Here is an 18,397-nt window from a genome sequence, read left to right on the forward strand (position 1 = left end):
GCTGCTAGTCCTGATTGCTAAAGTATTTGGTTAAGAGGTTTTCACCTGGTTCTCCCATATCATGTAACAATCTTTCAATCTGCTTAAGTGCTAGGGGAATTGGTCTGTTTCGTGCATTCTCCCATCGATTGACACTCTGAAATGACACACCGACTTTGCCGGCAAACTCAACTTGAGACAGTTGCAGTAGCTGCCGAGCTTCCCGAATCAACGCTGCAATTTTTACATCTTCCAAGGCTGCCATCAAGTTGAGCTTTCCTTAATTGAACTGTCTAGACTATAACAGATGTGATAAATGCAAAAATATCTGCTAATAGAGTTTATTGCCAATGAAGGCTCTTTCTTACTAGTGGTCTGTCTCATTAGTTACGAGGGGTGAACAAGTTCGTAGTAAGGACTTTAGTCCTAGATTTTTAAGCACGCTTTGTGCTTACTACGAACCCAGCAAAATTATTAATGACACAGACTCACTAGGACTTACGCACTGTACAAAAAAATTATGTTGTGTATCAAGGTAAATACGTCGTTTCAGGCTTTTATTAATCATTCTTTGATGATAAATAGACCCGCGCTGTAAGGGCACAGCATTGCTGTGCCCTTACGACAGATGTGGTTTTTCAAATCATTTATATTTGGTCTTTCCTGTCAATGTGTAAGCTCTACTTAGTCATTTGTGAACAAAAAAATTCCCGATTACTCAAAGAAGTCGGGAATCTAAAATTTAAATTTTTACAAATCAAATAGGATTCATATAGCGATTTTGATAGTAAGCCAAAATTTGGTTAACTCGTTGCCGACTTTCTGAACCAGAGTTTGCTGTCCACGAGATACACAAGCCACCAATTTGACTTTGATTGTAATCAAACTCTTGGGATGATTGGGGAATTAACTCCACTTCTACCCCTTCGACTTGATGTAAATGAGCTGCTATCTCTCTATAGACAGCTAAAGGCAAACCAGCGAATTCAATTTTTTCCTTAGTCTCCATCTTTATGAAGCTCCAACATTAAAAGGATTTGAGGGGGGCGTTGTCAGTGAAACAGGATTGCCGATAGCAGATGCAGCTGACGGCGTTGAATTGACAGCCCCTTCCCCTACCATTTTGGCAACTTCAATACCATATTGTTCCAGAATCACGATGGGGTTGTAGCCCTGATTCATTTCAATCCGTTTAACCAGTACGCCATTTGCTAATCGCTGTCCCGCCTGCACATAGCGACTCGTCGGCTCATCCGGTACTTTGATAATTGCCTGTGGTTCCTTACTAATTAGAACTACACCAGTCACAACAACTGCCTTTGCTAACTCAGGTTGTGCTGGCGGTGGCAATACAGATACTAAAGCTGGGTTGGGGACAACTTGAGGCAAAACCTTAGGTAAGACTGAAATCAAAGTAGGATTAAGCTTTTTAGCTATACTGCGTGTTGGAAGTTTTCGGACTGCTAGTGATGCAGTAGGTAGCTTAGGCGATACGGGAACAGGTCTATTTATAACTATCCTGCGTGTTGGAAGTTTTCGGACTGCTATCGATGGAGTAGGTAGCTTAGGCAACACGGGAACAGGTCTTCCAGATGTTTTAGGCATTCCAGGAACCGTTTGCCCAAAAAGTTGTGCAAACGGGTCACTTCGATCTTTTGATAGCTGAACTAGCGGTATCCGCTCTGTAGCATTAGTGGATTGAATCAAGTTAGCAGATGCAGGAGTAACTTGTGAAACCTGTTTGGCAAGTATGACTGGATTCTTAAAGGATTGAGCTGTTGGTGGCGACTTTGCTGCTATTTTGGGAATCGGCGCAGGATTGATCACTTGTGGTGTATCTTCAGAAGCACATCCAGTGATCGTCAAAGTTAAAATAGCTGCAATTGTAATTTTTAAATTTCTGCCCATGAGTTGTTCTCAAAAGCCATTGAAAAATTGGAAAGTGCAAATCAACATGCCTAAAATTTGGATCAAAGGCAAAGTATGTTCCCTTTATAACCTAACTTTTTACATTTTAAGGGTTATTTTTAGCACTGCCTCCTGGGCATAACTGCGGCTTGGTGTTTATTTGTAGTCAATCTTCTGCCACACCCATAAGCTTTTTCATCAAATCCAGACCTTTCTTAACTCTACGGGAAACTGTTACTACACTAATTCCCAGATGTTCTGCAACTTGTTTTTGTGTTAAATCCTGTAAAAACACACATTCCAACACATCGCGGGTGCGTTGTTCTAGCTGAACCAATGCTTGTTGCAAGCGAAGTTGGTCTTCTTGTACTAGTTGAAAGCTACGATAGTTAGGATCTGGAACTAATTCTCCCAAACAGGTAGAGCCTTCTTCTCCATCTTGGATTGGCACATCAAGACTCAAGGGAGCGCGATTTATCCATGCTAATTTAATTTCTTGCCATTCGTTTGCAGAAATTTCCAATGCTGTTGCTAATTCTGAGTCTGTTGGTTGGCGATTATGCTTTTCACGCCAAGAACGTGACAGTCCTATTGCTTGCTGTTGCAGTGCTAACCACTTGCGAGGAATTCGCACGGTAACACCTTTATCTCGGAGATAGTGTTGAATTTCACCCCGAATATAGGGAAGAGCATAGGAACTAAAGGCATGTCCCTTGGAAAGTTCAAATTTTTCAATCGCCCTGATTAAACCCAAAGATCCAACCTGGAGCAAATCATCGTAGGTTTCATGACATTGATTCGTCCAGTAGTGAGCTTCTTTTCTCACAAGTCCAAAATTAAGTTGTACCAGCTTATTGCGAACATTTTCTGACGGAGATTGCTGATATTCTCGTAACAACTGCCAAATTTCATGTTTCAGTTCATTGGTGGTTGTGGTAGGCATAGACCTTTGTTTATTAAGTAAATCAACAATTAATTTTTCTCTTTTAAACTCAGCTGCGAACGCACGATATCAAAGATAATGTTGTGCTATATGCCTTAGCAAATTCTCTGGTAGATAACAACGTTTTTCTAAAAAAACTTCCATAGACTTGCTTGACAATCGAGCAAAGTTTAAATAAGCAAAATCGGTATTTAGTTGGTTATTGCTCTTCAGTATGATCTGTAGCTGTTTTTATAACTACATAGAAATAAAATATAAAATTAGTTACCAAATATAAAACCGAGATTGTACTTAACTTTAATTAATTAATGCTGAAGCTAATTTTTATAAACAAAACAACAGTAGCCGGAATTTTGTTGGATAAGCAAAAGTCTGATTTACAGTAAAATTACGTGTTCATTAAACCGAAATTCATCCAATAATTAAAAATTACTAATAATTTTATAAAATAGTAAGTAAATTTACGCAATTAAATACAACAAAAAGCATCTCGCTTTTTGTTGTATTTAAGTTCATAATCTTTTAATGAAAGCGAAAAGGTTAAAGGGTACGGAGTAAAGACAATACGGTCAGATAAGCACTCTTCCACCTCCCTTCTGGTCTGGGAATTGGGTTTTGCGGGAAGGGTAAGGGGTAAATTTAAACCTTTCGCTTTTCCCCTTTAACCGAACCGTATTGGGGGTAAAGGGATGAATCAAGTTGCCACAAGAACGAAGTATTAAACTTTTCCCAATTGCAATGATTATTTCGCGCACAATTTTGCTCGGCTTTAATCTTCCTTCCTCTTTCTAAAAAACCTATCTACCTCCCTAAAAAAAGCAGGGCTGTTTCATTCTTTAAAAGCCTCTTGAAAAGCTGGGGACAAGGGAAGGAAGAATTTTTCTCTTGTCTCCCCTTGAACCTTTGTCTCTTTTCGTCGCTGTGATGCTTTTATCGGAATGAAACAGCCCTGAAAATGAAGGCAAAGAAGTTAACTTTTGTAATGAAACCTGATGCTTACAGAATTGTAGTTCTGAATGCCAGTCAGTTACCTAACTCCAGAGAGTTTAGGCACGAGCCGGTTCAACCCGTGCAAAAAATAGACCGCGAATCTTAACTTCTTTAGGTTCGCCAGCACCTAAATCAGTATCAGATGGCTGTTCGCTCTGGAAAGTACCAGCAATTTCACCACTAGAGCTATCGATTTTAGCGATTTGCAAAGAAATCTTGCCATTAAGATTTTCAGCACGCTTGACGTTAGTGCGGGTAAGTTCTTCATCATCCGCTTGGGCGGGGAGAGCCACAGCATTATCGTAGCCACTAACGACACCACGACCCTTTGGATCTAGGAAGGCAGCACCACGATAGGAAGGAACTTTGAAGGTGCCTTCAAAGTCCGTAGAGGTGTTAATACTGCTCAAACGGGGTTGGGTTTGAGCAACCAAGTTTTTGATGGTGAAGAGGAAAGGTACTCGCTCACCACCAGGAAGTTGCACAGTGATGGCTTGGAAATCAAGACCATCAGTTTCCACAAAGGTGAGGCTATTATCTGGGTTGATTTTTAAGTTGCCTTGCACCTGGTCAATGGTGGAAGTGTATCTGGTCAACAATTTGCCAGCAACAAATTCTGCTTGTTGGCGTTTATTAGCAGGTTCTTCTTTGATGAAGAAGCTGGTTGGTTCTAAGCAAAGTTCTTTGATGGTGTATGACTGGCTAGAATCAATGGGAATGGAGCCACGGCTTGTTTCTGTTAGTTGGGGGCATTTGTTAGCCAAGCCAGTGCCGCGAATTTGATCGTAAGTGAGTACATCTCTACCACTACTAACAGCAGGAGCATCACTACAAGCAGTTATTAGCCCCAGGCACAAAGCCAAGAATGCAACAATTAAAGCGCGATACCTCATGGTCAACCTCAATCTCAAAAATTAATATCTAAGTTGTAAAACTGCATCGAAGCTTTGATCTTTGACGAGAAGCCATCCTTTATCGGACATTGCATTGCTCTGATTCTTGAGTTGAAACAAGTGTCCGGGCGTATAGGTTGGCAGTCGCCACTCAAACTTTTCTCTGCTAAACGTACTTAAACGTGTCGCTGCTTCGCACTTTGCTCTTGCTATAGCAAAAGCGGCGTCGCCCAAGTCTATTTTGTATCATGTATGTGACGCCACTACATACAGCCCATTGTTTGATGGGTAAATCAGCCAGATCATACGATTTTTTTTAACTCAAAATCAAAGTACTCAAAATCCAAGAAAGTCTGATATTGATCGCATCTAGCTGCTGTAAAGGCTATGGTAAAGGTTACTACGCTCTTTTACGAGCGATCGCAATTGCTTTTGATAAAGATACAAATCTAGTTATATTCACCCCTTAGTCAACGAAGAGGCAGGGGGCAGGGGGAAACGGAGATTCCAGAAAAAACTCATCTAGAAGCTTACAGAAGCTTCATTTTCTAGAAGAACTATTGGCAAACTAGGGAAAATTAAAAATCTCCGGTAAATTTGAGTTGACTTCATTTATACGGAAAGGATGGCATGAACGATAACAAGAATCTTGAATTAGGGGAGTTGTCTTGTAAACTGCAAGCGATCGCAACTGTGGTGTATGATGCAGTTCAAGGTTGTCAAGGCGATAGTGTAGCTCTTTTGGCAATGCTTAGGCAATTAGAGCATTTACACCGAGAGATCCGTGATGGGATTTTTCAAGAGAGTTTGCCTGTTAACCGTCGGCAACTCTACTCACTACTGAAAGATATTGAGTCTGAGGGAGGCTGGCCTTATATTGAGCGCATGAAGCTACAAGCCTTTTTAGCGAATTTGCCACAAGAGGCTCCCGCAGATAATAATCATGAAGTTTTGCAGAGCGATGGCTGATACGGCTGATCAACTCAAAATAAGTTTCTAGCTTTGAATTAATAATCTCTGATCGCCTCATCAACCGCTAAACCAAGAGCGGTTGCTCATTGAGGCTTCAAGCTAATTCGTAATACTCGCCTTTGGCGAGAAGCAAGCTACGGAATTCGGAATTAAAAAGGGTTTGTAGTGGTTATATCATCACAAAGAATGCGATCACGCTTTTCAAGATTGCGGTTGTGTTTGAGGTAATCGCCCACCCAGTCGCAACCACGAACAAGCAGATCATCAAGATGTAAATTCCACAGAATTATCGTGTTGTCATCACTGGCTGATGCTAGTGTTTGTCCATCTGGGCTAAAACTGACACTTAATACCGCAGCGCGATGCCCATTAAGACTTTTAATTAATTTGCCTTCACGGCTCCAGAGTTTCACTGTACTGTCCCAACTGGCGGCAGCGAGCAATTCACCATTGGGACTGAAAGTCACGGCATTGACGCTATCGCTGTACCCCTTTAACAAGGTTTTTAACAAGGTACCATCCCGTCGCCACAGTTTTACGGTGTTATCCCAGCTGGCAGAAGCCAATAACTCGTCAGTGGGACTAAAGCTGACACCCATCACCCAACTGTCATGGGGTGAAAAAGTTTTGAGCAAAGTACCATCCCGTCGCCACAATTTTACAGTTTGGTCATCACTGGCGGAAGCTAAAATCTGACTATCAGGACTAAAATTTACACTATTTACCCAACCCTGATGCCCCACTAAGGTTTTAAGCAACTTGCCCTCTCGGTTCCAAAGTTTCACTGTTTTATCTTTGCTAGCTGATGCCAAAAACTCACCATCAGGGCTGAAACTCACGCTCATCACACTATCAGTATGCCCGTGGAGAGTCATGATTAAGGTACCGTCAAGCCGCCAAAGTTTCACTGTTTTGTCATAACTCCCTGAGGCCAGCATTTCACCTTTGGGGTCAAAACTGACACTAGGAATTTGATCTGTGTGCCCCACTAAAGTTTTGTAAAGTCGGGTTTTCACCTCACCTCTACTGGTGTATCGTTGCCAAAGTTTGACAGTGCGATCGCTACTCCCAGAAGCTAGCATCTGACCGTCGGGACTCCAAGCAACGCTCAAAACTCGTTTCTGATGCCCTTGAAGAATAGACGGTCTTGGGGCATCTAAACTCCATAGTTTCACGCTTTTGTCATAACTTCCTGAAGCTAGAAATTTGTTATTTGGACTGAAAGCGATGCTGACAACAGCATCGCTGTGTCCTTTGAAGGTTTTGAGTAAAGTACCAGTACTACTCCAGAGGTTTATGGTGTTGTCTTCACCTGCGGAAGCTAACTTTTTACTATCGGAACTAAAGCTCAAACTCCACACTCTCCTGGTATGGTGGCGTAAAGTTTTGTAAAGACGAAAGTCAAAACCGTCTTTAGTGGCGTTAATTTCCCGCCGCCAAAGTTTCACTGTTTTATCTTGACCTGTTGACGCCAACAAATTACCATCTGGGCTAAAAACAGCCATCATCACATTCTGCTGATGTCCCTGCAAAGTTGTCACAAGGCTACCGTCCCGTCGCCAGATTTTCACTGTCTTATCGTCGCTGGCCGAGGCAATGAATTGACCATCGGGACTGAAATTTACCCAGTTAACCCAGCCAAGATGTCCTTTCAGTATTTTTACTAAACTACCGTCTTTGCGCCAGATTTTTACGGTTGTATCCTGACTGCCTGTAGCTAACAACTCGCCATCAGGACTGAAACTAACACTGTCAACAGAATCACCGTGTCCTTTGAGGGTTTTATATGGCTTGCGGTCAAATTCACCTGTAACCCGGTTTTTGCGCCAGATTTGCACTGTTTTGTCGAGGCTGGCGGAGGCGAGAAATTGACCATCATGGCTAAAAGTTACACAAGTGACAGCATCAGTGTGACCTTTAAGGGTTTGGAGTAAAGTACCGTCAGGACGCCAAATTTTCACTGTCTGATCTCGGCTACCTGATGCTAGTAATTGGCCATCTGGGCTGAAAGCTACTCCCCAGACAATATCAGCGTGCCCTTCTAAGCGGTTAGCCTCTGTTACCCCATAAACTGCCTGTTGGAGGGCTGTCACCACCCGCATTCGGGTATCTGGCTGCACTCCATCAGCCTGTTTAAGTTCTCTCCAAGCCCGCAAACTTTCTAATAAAGCATCAAATTCTTTATTAGAGGCAAATAAAGCTTCACTAGCAGCAGCGATCGCACTAATGTTCAAGTTGCTTTGACTGCGTTCAGCTCGTAGAGTTTGGCGGATTGCTGCTCTTTTTTGCAAGTCGGCTTGCCACCATAATGCTGCTATTGTTCCCCCCATGATTGCCAGCACTGCGCCTGCTATTCGTGCTTCCCGCAGTCGCCGTTGCAATACCAAATTGAGTTGCTTTTGACTAAGTTGTTGGGCGACTTCAGCTTGAGTTTTTTCAAGTTTGATTTTTTCTAATTCCGCGAGCATACCATAATTGTTCTTTTGGCGAATTGGTTCAACTAAATAATCGTGAACTAGCTGGTAGCGATCGCCTAACTCTTCTCTAACTCGCAATACCAAACCTGAACCCACCAATATTTCTAAAATCAGTTCCCCAACTGTGTCAAAGCTTGATATTGTATCTATATGATGATTATTAACTAATGTAGCCGCTAAATCAGCTTTAGTTTTTAACGGTCGCGTGCCTTTTTCATCAGTTAACTCAAATAATAGTTTCCAAGTTAACTCTTCATTCTCCTGACCACAATCTTTAATAACCTCCCCAAGCCAGCGTTCCACCAATTTTGTCGAGCCGCCGCAAAGCTTATATTGTGCGAGTGTGGTAATGTTTTCTATTTGTAGTTGAGCGCCAACTATTTGTAATTCAATTGGATGTACTTCGTCTAGTTCTCCTGTTAAATCCTGGACTAATCGGTTAATTAATTCATCACTCAGTTCATAATGTGAACGCTGAGTAAGACTATGAATTATGGCTTTAGCATCCTGGGTAGAGAATTTTCCTAGATAGTAGCGAATATCTTTATCGAGAATATTTTTATTAATTACGCCTAAATCATATAGACCAATACTATTTTTTTGACTCAACCGTTCAAATTCTAGTAAATGATGTAAATAATCTTCTCTTAATGACAGAATAATTTTGACAAATGAAATATTTAAACATTCGCTAAAAAATTTGTAAAATTCTATTCTTTGCGTGGGAAGATTACTAATAAAGAAAAATTCTTCAAACTGGTCTAAGATGATAATTATTGTATAATTACGCTCGGTTGCTAACCGAATTTTTTCTAGCAGTACAGTGGGTGTAGAGTCAATATTAACCGATATTCCTGTGTATGCCAGCACTTGATTTAGACTGCTTATCAAGACTGAGAGCCAATCAGTGTAAACAGACAAAACAATAGGTATAGGAATGCGTTCACTGATAACTTTACCTTTTAGTGCTGGGACTAAACCAGCTTTAAGAGTTGAACTTTTACCTACACCTGATGGCCCATAAATTACTGTAAGCTTGTAGTCTGCACGAGTAATTCTTTCAATCAAACGATTGACATCTTGCTGCCGTCCAGAAGCAGATATTTCTTGGGCAACTCCCTCAGAAATAAACGGTATTTTTTGAGATTCCAATGCTGGGTTAATTCTAGAGTGTTGCGGCTGCAATTGGCTTGCCCCAATGAAGGCACGAAAACCATACTGATGTTCTATTTGAATTTTTTCTTGCTTGAGCTTAAAGGCTTCTGTATAATCATGACGCTCAAAAAAGTAAAGCGAGCGCAGTTCTTCTAAAATCTCTAAATAAAGAGATGGCTGATGTTGTAGCTCACAAACTACCCTCGCCCATTCCAGATTATTGATAGCCTCCTCTGGCTCACCTAGATGCCTCTGTGTACGTGCTATTAAGAGAAGATACCAACTTTCTTGTCGTCGCCTTCGCAAAGCGTCTTGCAGAGAAGCTTGTGTTACTTCTTCAGAGATAGAAAGTGCTGTATTCGCTAATTCATGAGCCAGTATCCAATTTGAATCAGAAGCTGCCACATTTGCCAAAAATCCATAATCTTGAGCAACTTGTGCAGGACTTCCATAGGTTTTATGTAGATGTAATGACTTTTGAGCTAATTTTTTTAAGTCATCCCAGGCTTGTAAACGTTGCAGCATTTCACAAGCAGGCAAAATAAATTTAGCAACTAAGTCTTCTCTTTGCACCTCCTCCAATATTTCCAGGCATTGTTTAAACCACAACAGAGCATCTTCACAATAGCTACTATTACTATTTTGGTGTAAGTCTGCCATTCGGTGATAACACAGCCCCAAATGGAATACTACTATTGCTTGCTTGAGTAAAGATGAGAGAAGGGTAGGGTTAGGAGATGAGAGGGATAAAGAAGAATCACTCTCCCACTCTGCTCCTCTCTTTGTTTCTTTCTGCCACAATGCTAGGCTTCTTTGATAATTGACTAAAGCACCATTAATTTGATCGTTGGCGTATTTATCTCGCCCTAAAACAAATTCTAAACTAGCTTCTAATCCTGGTGTTAATTGAAAGCCGTAAAGGCGCAGCAAATCATTACGCGCTGATTCTATTTCGTGACGGTGTTGAGACTTAGGATCTAAATCTAGGGAGGCATTAGATAAAAATGTTTCGGCACCTGCTTCTAAAACTTTGGCAAATAGAGATTCTGCCTCTTGGTGGATCAAAGCAATTAAATCTGCTTTGGCCATTTCAAATTTAATCGTGGTTGCAGCCCAACTTTTAAAATCAGGCGCTAATCTTGAAAGCAATGATGCCACATCATCTTGTAGCCACAATACCACTGGAAATGGAAAAGTCGCGGCATAAATATCTCGTGCTTGGTTGATACCTGTAAGTAAGTTTTCTAGATCGGTATTTGACTCAATACCGAAAACCATTACAGCTGATGGCAAAGAGTCTGTAAGGACAGCAGGATTATCTAAAGATAGTTCTGAAACTATTGTGTTGTGTAAAGAAGTAGTTGATGGATTCAGAACGATTTCTCTAATATAGATGTCTTTGGTGATGGAGCGAATATTTTCTAACATTTGCTCACATAATTGCCCATAGTTACACCGAACTAAAATTAGGGCAAATTGACCTTCGGAAAGTGCGATCGCTCTAATCAGTCTTTGCAAAGTATGTTGATTTTCTTTTGTGTAGACTTGTAGCTGCTTGTCAGTAGTCATTGGTTATTGGGCATTGGGAATGGGGAATGGGGAATGGGGTATTAGTTATTAGTCCAATGGCAAAGGACAAAGGACTAATGACTAATGACTCACCCAGCACTGTTACTTTTTTTGTTGCCAAGCTAAAACTTTTTCTGTTTCTCCTAAGGCTGGACTGATGCCGAACCAGCGCCCCAGAGGATCACGATATTCAAACAGATACATGCTTCTTAGTAAGCTCTGGTAGTCAGACTCACCTTTAACTCTCTGCTGCTGCACTACTTCAAACAATAATTCCCACTGGGATTCATCAATAGCTAATAGCAGATCATCGCGGTAGTCCTTAATCACGGCTTCTAAGCAGTCCCTAGAAAAAGGCGGATCTTGTCGTTGCAGGCAGCTATAAAGTAAACCTAATAAATTACGAATGTGACCACCACTAACGCGACATATCCGATCCAAGGTTTGGGAGTGATCGAATAATTCTGTAATTAATAAAAGCCTTTCACTCAAAGGAACTTCTGGAAAAGCTCTAGCTAGGACTAACTGGCGCACTAGTGACATCCCTGGTTCGTAGTCACTGCCATCTCTTTGGCGCACTAATACCATCGGTAGTACTTTTGGCGCAATCCCTCCCCCCAGGCGATTTTTCAGTGTCTCATACTCATTGGAGAAAATTAACGTTAAGGGAATGGTATAAACTAGGTGGCATTTGAGTCGGCGTAGTTGTTCGCCTCGGTCGATAAAGAGATATTCTGGTTGCGATCGCCCCGATGCTAAGGGACGCATATCCACTCGATCCAAATTATCTACAATTACTACCAATCCTTTTTGACCCCGTAGCTTTAGCTGTTCAACAGCCTTTTCTAAAATTTCTTCGTTAATCGCTTGCAAAATACTATTGGTACGTGGTTCCAGATATTGCCTTAGTTGATTCCGCGTCTGGGTGCTATCTTTGGTTTTAGCAGTAATTTTGGCAATACCCAACGATAACTCTGCTTGTCCAGAAAGCTCTATGGGGCTTTGCAAAAAATCGCCTACTTCTTTAAACAAATTGGTAAAGTAACCAGGTTTGAGTTTGATGTTAATGCCTTCTAAACTGGCACTGACTTGACGGGCTACACTCAGCAAAATATCGCTGATATCAATATCCGCCATATCTAAGTCTTGACTGGACTCAAAGTAAACTACATGAAATCCCGCCAATTCTAGTTCTGTCTTCAGGCGCTGCAATTCCGTTGACTTCCCGCAACCAATGTGACCCGTAAATAACTGGCAGGTTGGCTCATCAGGAGAAATCCGAATGATAGTCCGCTGCAATTCTTCCACAATCTTGCAACCACGGACATCAGCAAAATCTATGTAATACTGGCGATCTAGCACGTTACTTATATTAAGTGTGTAGCTTGGGTTACATGCTTTATAAAAACGTGATAAATTTAATGTCGTTTTCATGTATGTAGATGTGTGTGTGAATGCAGTTAAATTGTATTTTTTATACAAAACATCTTGAAGCTGGATGTAAATACACGATTATTTGGCAAGTTAGTAGTATCTTGCAAAAGACAGCACTTATTACAGATCACTGTCAGTAGTATGGTAGAGATTTAGTTGACCCTAGTACCGCAAGGCAGAAGTCAACCCCTAGGGGGAATTCAAAAGTCAAAATAATTGTATTCTAAGCTTTTACGCCATTTGAAATGGTGAACCAGCGCTGCGGGAGGGTTTCCCGAAGCAGGCGACTGGTGAACCCGAAGGGTATGTTTATTTACGCCGTGCTGTACTAGTAAACTTAAGCATATCTGTCCTTTTTACTCCTGCTATTGAGATTTTGACAATCTGTAGCTTTTGTTTGACCTAGTACAAACCTTGTAGGCTTGAGTTAATCAGTAAAAAAAGCTACTACATCATATAGTTCCCAGTTTGGATAGCTAATCATAAGGACTGGTATGAATTATAGCAAGCTATACAGAGATTTAGGAAATTTTTTATATCATTTAATATTATATTTGTCAAGAATACCAAATTAGAAATATCTAAATTAATATTTTGTAATCTTTAGAGAAAAAATATTTAATGATCGCTTGTCAAAAAGACAACAGTAAGTTAACAATGGACACCGGAAACTTTAATTGGAAGAATGACTAGCGCCACGTTCGTTGTCTAGTTACTGTAAAGTGTTACTAAAAATAAAAAAAGTCTTGAGGAGAGCGGCTAACAGATGCCAACAGGGTTTACTGAAGATTAATAATGATACAAGCGCGTCAAGGAATTTGGATTGTAACCAGAAAGGGGTTTGAATGGCTGGCATAATATCAGTTTCCCGCACAAATTTAGCGCAGCGTCGTAAGAAATTACGTCGGCAGAGGCAGATGAGAATTATTCAGGCTATTTGGCGAACTTTTGCCATTACCGGTTTTGCAGGTGGATTGCTGTGGGTGGCAGTTCAACCAGTTTGGGTACTAAAAACTCCCAAACAAGTGGTGATGAAATCAGGCAATCAGTTACTGTCAGATGAGACAACTCAATCACTGTTGGTGCTATCTTACCCCCAATCTTTGTGGCGGATTGAACCGGCAGCGATCGCTAACTCTTTGAAGAAACAACCAACTATTGCCGAAGCGATGGTTAGACGCCGCTTGTTTCCTCCTGGATTAAACATCGAAATCCAAGAACGAGTCCCTGTAGCCGTGACTCAAACACCAAGTGGACAAAATCAGGGCACTGGCAACAAAAAAGTCACAATCGGCTTACTAGATGCAAGTGGGGCCTGGATGCCTTTAGAAAAATACACATCACTGAATCCCACTAAGAAATTACCCAATCTCAGAGTAATTGGATTGCCTAAACAATACTGTCTCTACTGGACTCAACTTCATCAAGCTGTAAGCCAAAGTCCCGTTAAGGTGATAGAAATTGATTGCCAAAATCCAGCGAATTTAATTTTGAAAACAGAATTAGGAAATGTGTATCTTGGCGTTCCAGGTCCCCAACTGTCTGAACAAATTAAAGTACTCGCCCAAATGCGCCATTTAAGAGCAAAACTAAATTCCGGCCAAATAGAGTATATTGATCTGAAAAATCCGGAATTTCCATTAGTACAGATGAACCAAGAACAAAAATTAACTTCCAAAACCCCTAAAAACATCTAGTACAGGACCGCGCAAATAAACATACCATTTCAAATGGCGCAAAAGCTTAGAAGATAATTATTTTGACTTTTGACTTTTGACTTTTGAATTCCCCGTAGGGGCTGACTTCCGCCTTGCGGTACTAGCGTGTTTAATGTATTGATAGCTCCTAGTAAATTAAGAAGCTTTATGCTGATAGATATCTAATTTATTTTCAGTTTTCGAGCCAAACGCACGAAAATCGGCATTAACTTCTAATTAAAATAAGAAGATAAATCCTAAAATCTCTATTACGAGTAAAACACTTTCAATTATGACCCCTAACATTTAATAGTAGGGTGCAAGATGTCCGACAATCTAATGATGGGCTATGGCGTGCAAAACGCCTTCTATTCCAAAGACAGTTTACCAAAGTTTCAATCTGTAAAGGAAAATACCGCCCAAAGTTGCGTAAGCATTGTTTGTGGGCAATCAGTTCAGACTATTCTGTGCCGTAATTCCTATTTGGTTACGAAACCTCTGGAAAAATCTTGATTTGTTGACCACACTAGTGAGGGTTCTTGTAAGATAGACTATTGCTCAAGGAAAGTGTCCATTAAGACCCCCCAAACAACAAGTTAATCAGGTATAGTCTGACAAAGTAAATTCTTGCTTACTTCAACCTTATGGATAAGTAAGTATAAGGTAAATTTTGTGTCTAAAGTTGCAGCTATCCCCAATGGTGAAATCTATTAACAATATTATTGAGGTAGATAAGATGCGCTGTAGTGTGTCTTTACAAGTTCTGCCCTCTGTTGAGAATAATGAAGCGATTAATGTCTGGTTGAAGTTATACAGATCACTTTTAGATAAATGTAGGTATACTTCTCTAGAATTGGCTGTGCGATCGGTTGCCCTGAAAGCTTATCCCATAGCAAATTTTCGCACTGCCAATTCTGTTAGGCTTGGCAGTAGTGAAAACAATAAAGAACAGTGCCCTAGTATTGTGGCACTGTCAAACTAAAGTTGACTCTTAGGTGAATAACACCTGAAAAAGTCGTTTATCTACCCTTTGACAAATCCAATGACACTTGATAATAACCAAGGACTTAACTATAAAAATTCCCAATCTACGGGACAGCCGGGGTTCTCTCTGGCAGTTAACTCGACCAATCCCTTTAATAACTCTGGGTTGAACTTCGGACAAAATCACGATAATAAGAAGATTTCTGCGGAAAATAGCCGAATTGGCGAGATTGTTCCTGGGCGGGTTGCCAACATCAAAGTGATTGGTGTAGGTGGTGGCGGTGGCAATGCCGTTAACCGCATGATCGAATCTGATGTCTCTGGGGTAGAGTTTTGGTCAATTAACACTGATGCCCAAGCTCTTACCTTAGCTGGCGCTCCAAGTAGATTGCAAATTGGACAGAAGCTAACACGGGGTTTAGGAGCAGGCGGTAATCCTGCCATCGGTCAAAAAGCAGCAGAGGAATCACGAGACGAAATTGCTACAGCTTTAGAGGGTGCAGACCTAGTATTTATCACTGCTGGGATGGGGGGTGGTACTGGGACAGGTGCAGCCCCAATCGTGGCAGAAGTAGCAAAGGAAATGGGCGCTCTCACTGTTGGTGTGGTAACACGTCCATTTGTCTTTGAGGGACGCCGCCGTACCAGCCAAGCGGAACAAGGTATTGAAGGACTAAAAAGTAGGGTAGATACACTGATTATTATCCCCAACAACAAACTGCTGGAAGTGATCCCCGAACAAACGCCTGTGCAAGAAGCTTTTCGCTATGCAGATGATGTGCTGCGTCAAGGGGTGCAAGGTATTTCTGATATCATCACGATCCCCGGCTTGGTAAACGTTGACTTTGCTGATGTCCGAGCTGTGATGGCAGATGCGGGATCGGCATTGATGGGAATTGGCGTTAGCTCTGGAAAATCTAGAGCCAGAGAAGCTGCGATCGCAGCTATTTCTTCACCATTACTAGAATGTTCTATTGAAGGTGCCAGAGGGGTTGTCTTTAATATTACTGGTGGTACTGACCTGACTTTGCATGAAGTCAATGCAGCAGCAGAAGCAATCTATGAAGTAGTTGATCCCAACGCCAATATTATTTTTGGGGCTGTAATTGATGACAGGCTCCAAGGTGAGGTAAGAATTACTGTAATTGCCACCGGCTTTACAGGTGAAGTACAAGCTGCGGTACAACAAAGCGTAGCTAACGTTCGAGTAGCACCTAATACCTCAAAGCGACCAACAACACAGCAACCCCCAGTTAATCCCCCAACCTCAACTCCAACTCCAACTTCAACTCCAACTCCAACTCCAACTCCAGAACCAAAAGAAAAACCTGGATTGGATATACCTGATTTTCTTAGAAACCGACGTACACCACGGAATTAAAAGATTTTGGATTTGAGATTTTAGATTAAATTAGCAGTCTCAGGTTAGGCTGAGTGCTGTATGAAATCTGCTAGTTCCAGGGTTTTACCAAAGGCAGGGGTAAGCAATCCGTTGCCATCCCTAATTTTGCCCATTGGTAAAGAAACTTGCTAACGCTACTTATAAAATGAACGTAGGCAGGAGTCTGCTGGCGAACATGTCCAGCTGTGCTTTTGGAACAAAAAACCTGAAGACCTGCCCGACTACGAATGCGACGCCGAATAGCCTGTCGTAGACATCGTTACATCTACCCTCGCGCTCCATTAAACTCATATTCGATACAAAGAAGTATATTTACTTAAAGAAAGTTGCGTGGGCAAGTTCCCTACGCAAGCTTGCCAAGGAAGTCTATTTGCTGGGAAATAGGACACGAAGCAAAAAATAAATATAAATCAAGAAATTATTTTTTGATTTTTAGTGCCTGTTCAATCCATTGAATAACCTGATGACCAAGGTGAGTACCATCTAAACGATCAATCTCACGAATTCCGGTAGGACTAGTGACATTAACTTCAGTAAGGTAGCCACCAATAACATCAATACCTACAAAAATTAAGCCGTCTTGGCGTAACCGTTCGGCTACTTGGGTACAAATTTCATACTCTCTTGGGGTAATTTCGGTTTGAGCGACTGTGCCACCAGTAGCCATATTATTGCGAAAATCAGTTCCGCTAGAGAGGCGATTGAGCGCACCAATTGGTTCGCCATTGAGTAGGATAATTCGCTTATCTCCTGCTTTTGCCTCTGGTAAATAGGTTTGCACCATTACAGGCACTCGACCTTGGAAGGTACTAAGTTCGACAATAGAGTTAAAATTGCGATCGCCTGATTGCAAAAATAAAATTCCTTCCCCAGCTTTGTTTCCCAGTGGTTTGAGAACCGCAGCTGCCTTTGCTTCGACAAATTGCCGGATAAACTGCTTATCAGCACTGACAATCGTTTCTGGAATCGCTTGGGTAAACTGGAGGGCGTACATTTTTTCATTTGCCCCTCGGATGCCGCTAGGACTGTTAATCACCAAAGTTTTATTTTGGTCAATGTAATCTAGAATGTATGTGGCATAGAGGTAGGAATCATTGACTGGTGGATCTGTCCGCATAAATACGGTGTCCATTGTCTCTAAAGAAGTTAAGGAGGAATCGCTCAACTTATACCAAGGATTCACCGCTACCCAACGTCCTTGCACCAACTGTACTGGTACAACTTCAACTTGCTGTAGGACAGCCCAAGCTTTGCCCTCCACCACACTCAGCAGATTTGCCTGAGTCACCCAAACTTCGTGTCCCAGGATTTGCGCTGCTTCAATTAGGGCAACACTGGTATCATGACACGGGTCAAGCAAATGGATGGGATCAATGATAAAAGCCAGTTTCACCCTTTATACCTCAATCACCAAGAAATTAAATGGTTATTCAATTATTATCTCTTGATGCTCTCACCAATTGACGTATATATGTACTGCTGAGTGGAACCTGGAGGGTAAAGTCTTGTGGACAGATATCGTTTTTGTGAGAAAAAAGTCGGTAAATAAGGCAGCGCGTTGCTCGAAGAGAGTTGTAGCGACTGCCGTATCTAGCGGCTTGTCGCTAGCTTTTAGCAAAACCTTCTGAACTTACACGGCATTGCTAGAAGTTAGTAGCTCATCCAGCTTGCCTTGACTATCTAAAGCGTGAATATCATCACAACCACCAACATGATCATCATTGATGAAAATTTGCGGTAAAGAACGGTGTCCATTTGCTCTTTGAGCCATTTTATTTCTGGCTACCTCATCTCCATCAATACTATATTCGATAAATTCAACTCCCTTGTTCTTCAGCAAACTTTTGGCACGGATGCAAAACGGGCAAGTCCTCCAAGTGTAAATTTCTACTTTTGCAGCCATAACGTCCTCAAATTGATTTAATACTTTTTAATTTTAGAACTTTGCCACTGATTCTAACCGCCTTATACCGTTTTGACTTTATCTTCAGAAA

13 protein-coding genes are annotated in these 18,397 nt (G+C 41.4%); 4 read left to right on the plus strand and 9 right to left on the minus strand.

Annotated elements, in window-relative coordinates; translation table 11 throughout:
- Window positions 1-4: 4 nt before the first annotated feature.
- From ACFFAP_RS00935 to ACFFAP_RS00955, 5 genes are all read right to left on the minus strand, one after another.
- The gene (locus ACFFAP_RS00935) at window positions 5-244 is read right to left on the minus strand and encodes a helix-turn-helix domain-containing protein (protein WP_375509455.1); all 240 of its coding nucleotides are present in this window, start codon (window positions 242-244) and stop codon (window positions 5-7) included.
- Between the two features lie 492 nt (window positions 245-736).
- A complete protein-coding gene (locus ACFFAP_RS00940) occupies window positions 737-988 on the minus strand; it encodes a hypothetical protein (RefSeq protein WP_324985186.1) in 252 nt (83 codons plus the stop codon).
- A 2-nt stretch (window positions 989-990) separates the two neighbouring features.
- Window positions 991-1,887 carry a hypothetical protein gene (locus tag ACFFAP_RS00945; protein WP_375509456.1) on the minus strand — a complete coding sequence of 299 codons (897 nt, stop codon included), beginning with the start codon at window positions 1,885-1,887 and terminating at the stop codon, window positions 991-993.
- Between the two features lie 166 nt (window positions 1,888-2,053).
- On the minus strand, window positions 2,054-2,830 hold the full coding sequence (locus ACFFAP_RS00950; protein ID WP_375509457.1) for an RNA polymerase sigma factor SigF: 777 nt from the start codon (window positions 2,828-2,830) through the stop codon (window positions 2,054-2,056).
- Between the two features lie 1,046 nt (window positions 2,831-3,876).
- Window positions 3,877-4,713, minus strand: coding sequence for a photosystem II manganese-stabilizing polypeptide (locus tag ACFFAP_RS00955; protein ID WP_375509458.1), 837 nt, complete (start codon window positions 4,711-4,713; stop codon window positions 3,877-3,879).
- A gap of 630 nt (window positions 4,714-5,343) precedes the next feature.
- On the opposite strand from ACFFAP_RS00955, the gene ACFFAP_RS00960 reads away from it, so the two are divergent.
- Window positions 5,344-5,682, plus strand: coding sequence for a hypothetical protein (locus ACFFAP_RS00960; protein WP_375509459.1), 339 nt, complete (start codon window positions 5,344-5,346; stop codon window positions 5,680-5,682).
- Window positions 5,683-5,834: 152 nt separating this feature from the next.
- Here ACFFAP_RS00960 and ACFFAP_RS00965 read toward each other — a convergent pair whose 3' ends face one another.
- On the minus strand, window positions 5,835-10,886 hold the full coding sequence (locus ACFFAP_RS00965; protein ID WP_375509460.1) for a hypothetical protein: 5,052 nt from the start codon (window positions 10,884-10,886) through the stop codon (window positions 5,835-5,837).
- A 102-nt stretch (window positions 10,887-10,988) separates the two neighbouring features.
- Entirely contained in the window at window positions 10,989-12,320 is a 1,332-nt protein-coding gene (locus ACFFAP_RS00970; protein ID WP_375509461.1) for a P-loop NTPase fold protein, read from the minus strand.
- 845 nt (window positions 12,321-13,165) lie between these two features.
- Here ACFFAP_RS00970 and ACFFAP_RS00975 point away from each other — a divergent pair.
- From ACFFAP_RS00975 to ftsZ, 3 genes are all read left to right on the plus strand, one after another.
- Complete coding sequence (locus ACFFAP_RS00975; RefSeq protein ID WP_375509462.1) at window positions 13,166-14,017, plus strand: cell division protein FtsQ/DivIB; 852 nt, start codon at window positions 13,166-13,168, stop codon at window positions 14,015-14,017.
- Between the two features lie 697 nt (window positions 14,018-14,714).
- Window positions 14,715-14,999 (plus strand): hypothetical protein, encoded by a 285-nt coding sequence (locus ACFFAP_RS00980; RefSeq protein WP_375509463.1) that lies wholly within the window; start codon window positions 14,715-14,717, stop codon window positions 14,997-14,999.
- Between the two features lie 60 nt (window positions 15,000-15,059).
- Complete coding sequence (gene ftsZ, locus ACFFAP_RS00985; RefSeq protein ID WP_375509464.1) at window positions 15,060-16,382, plus strand: cell division protein FtsZ; 1,323 nt, start codon at window positions 15,060-15,062, stop codon at window positions 16,380-16,382.
- 439 nt (window positions 16,383-16,821) lie between these two features.
- Here the strand turns inward: ftsZ and gshB are convergent, their stop codons facing one another.
- A complete protein-coding gene (gene gshB, locus ACFFAP_RS00990; RefSeq protein ID WP_375509465.1) occupies window positions 16,822-17,796 on the minus strand; it encodes a glutathione synthase in 975 nt (324 codons plus the stop codon).
- A gap of 237 nt (window positions 17,797-18,033) precedes the next feature.
- The gene (grxC, locus tag ACFFAP_RS00995) at window positions 18,034-18,306 is read right to left on the minus strand and encodes a glutaredoxin 3 (RefSeq protein WP_375509466.1); all 273 of its coding nucleotides are present in this window, start codon (window positions 18,304-18,306) and stop codon (window positions 18,034-18,036) included.
- Window positions 18,307-18,397 lie beyond the last annotated feature (91 nt).

Origin of the sequence: uncultured Nostoc sp. (assembly GCF_964245575.1) — a bacterium.
In the GTDB taxonomy this organism is placed as follows: domain Bacteria; phylum Cyanobacteriota; class Cyanobacteriia; order Cyanobacteriales; family Nostocaceae; genus Nostoc.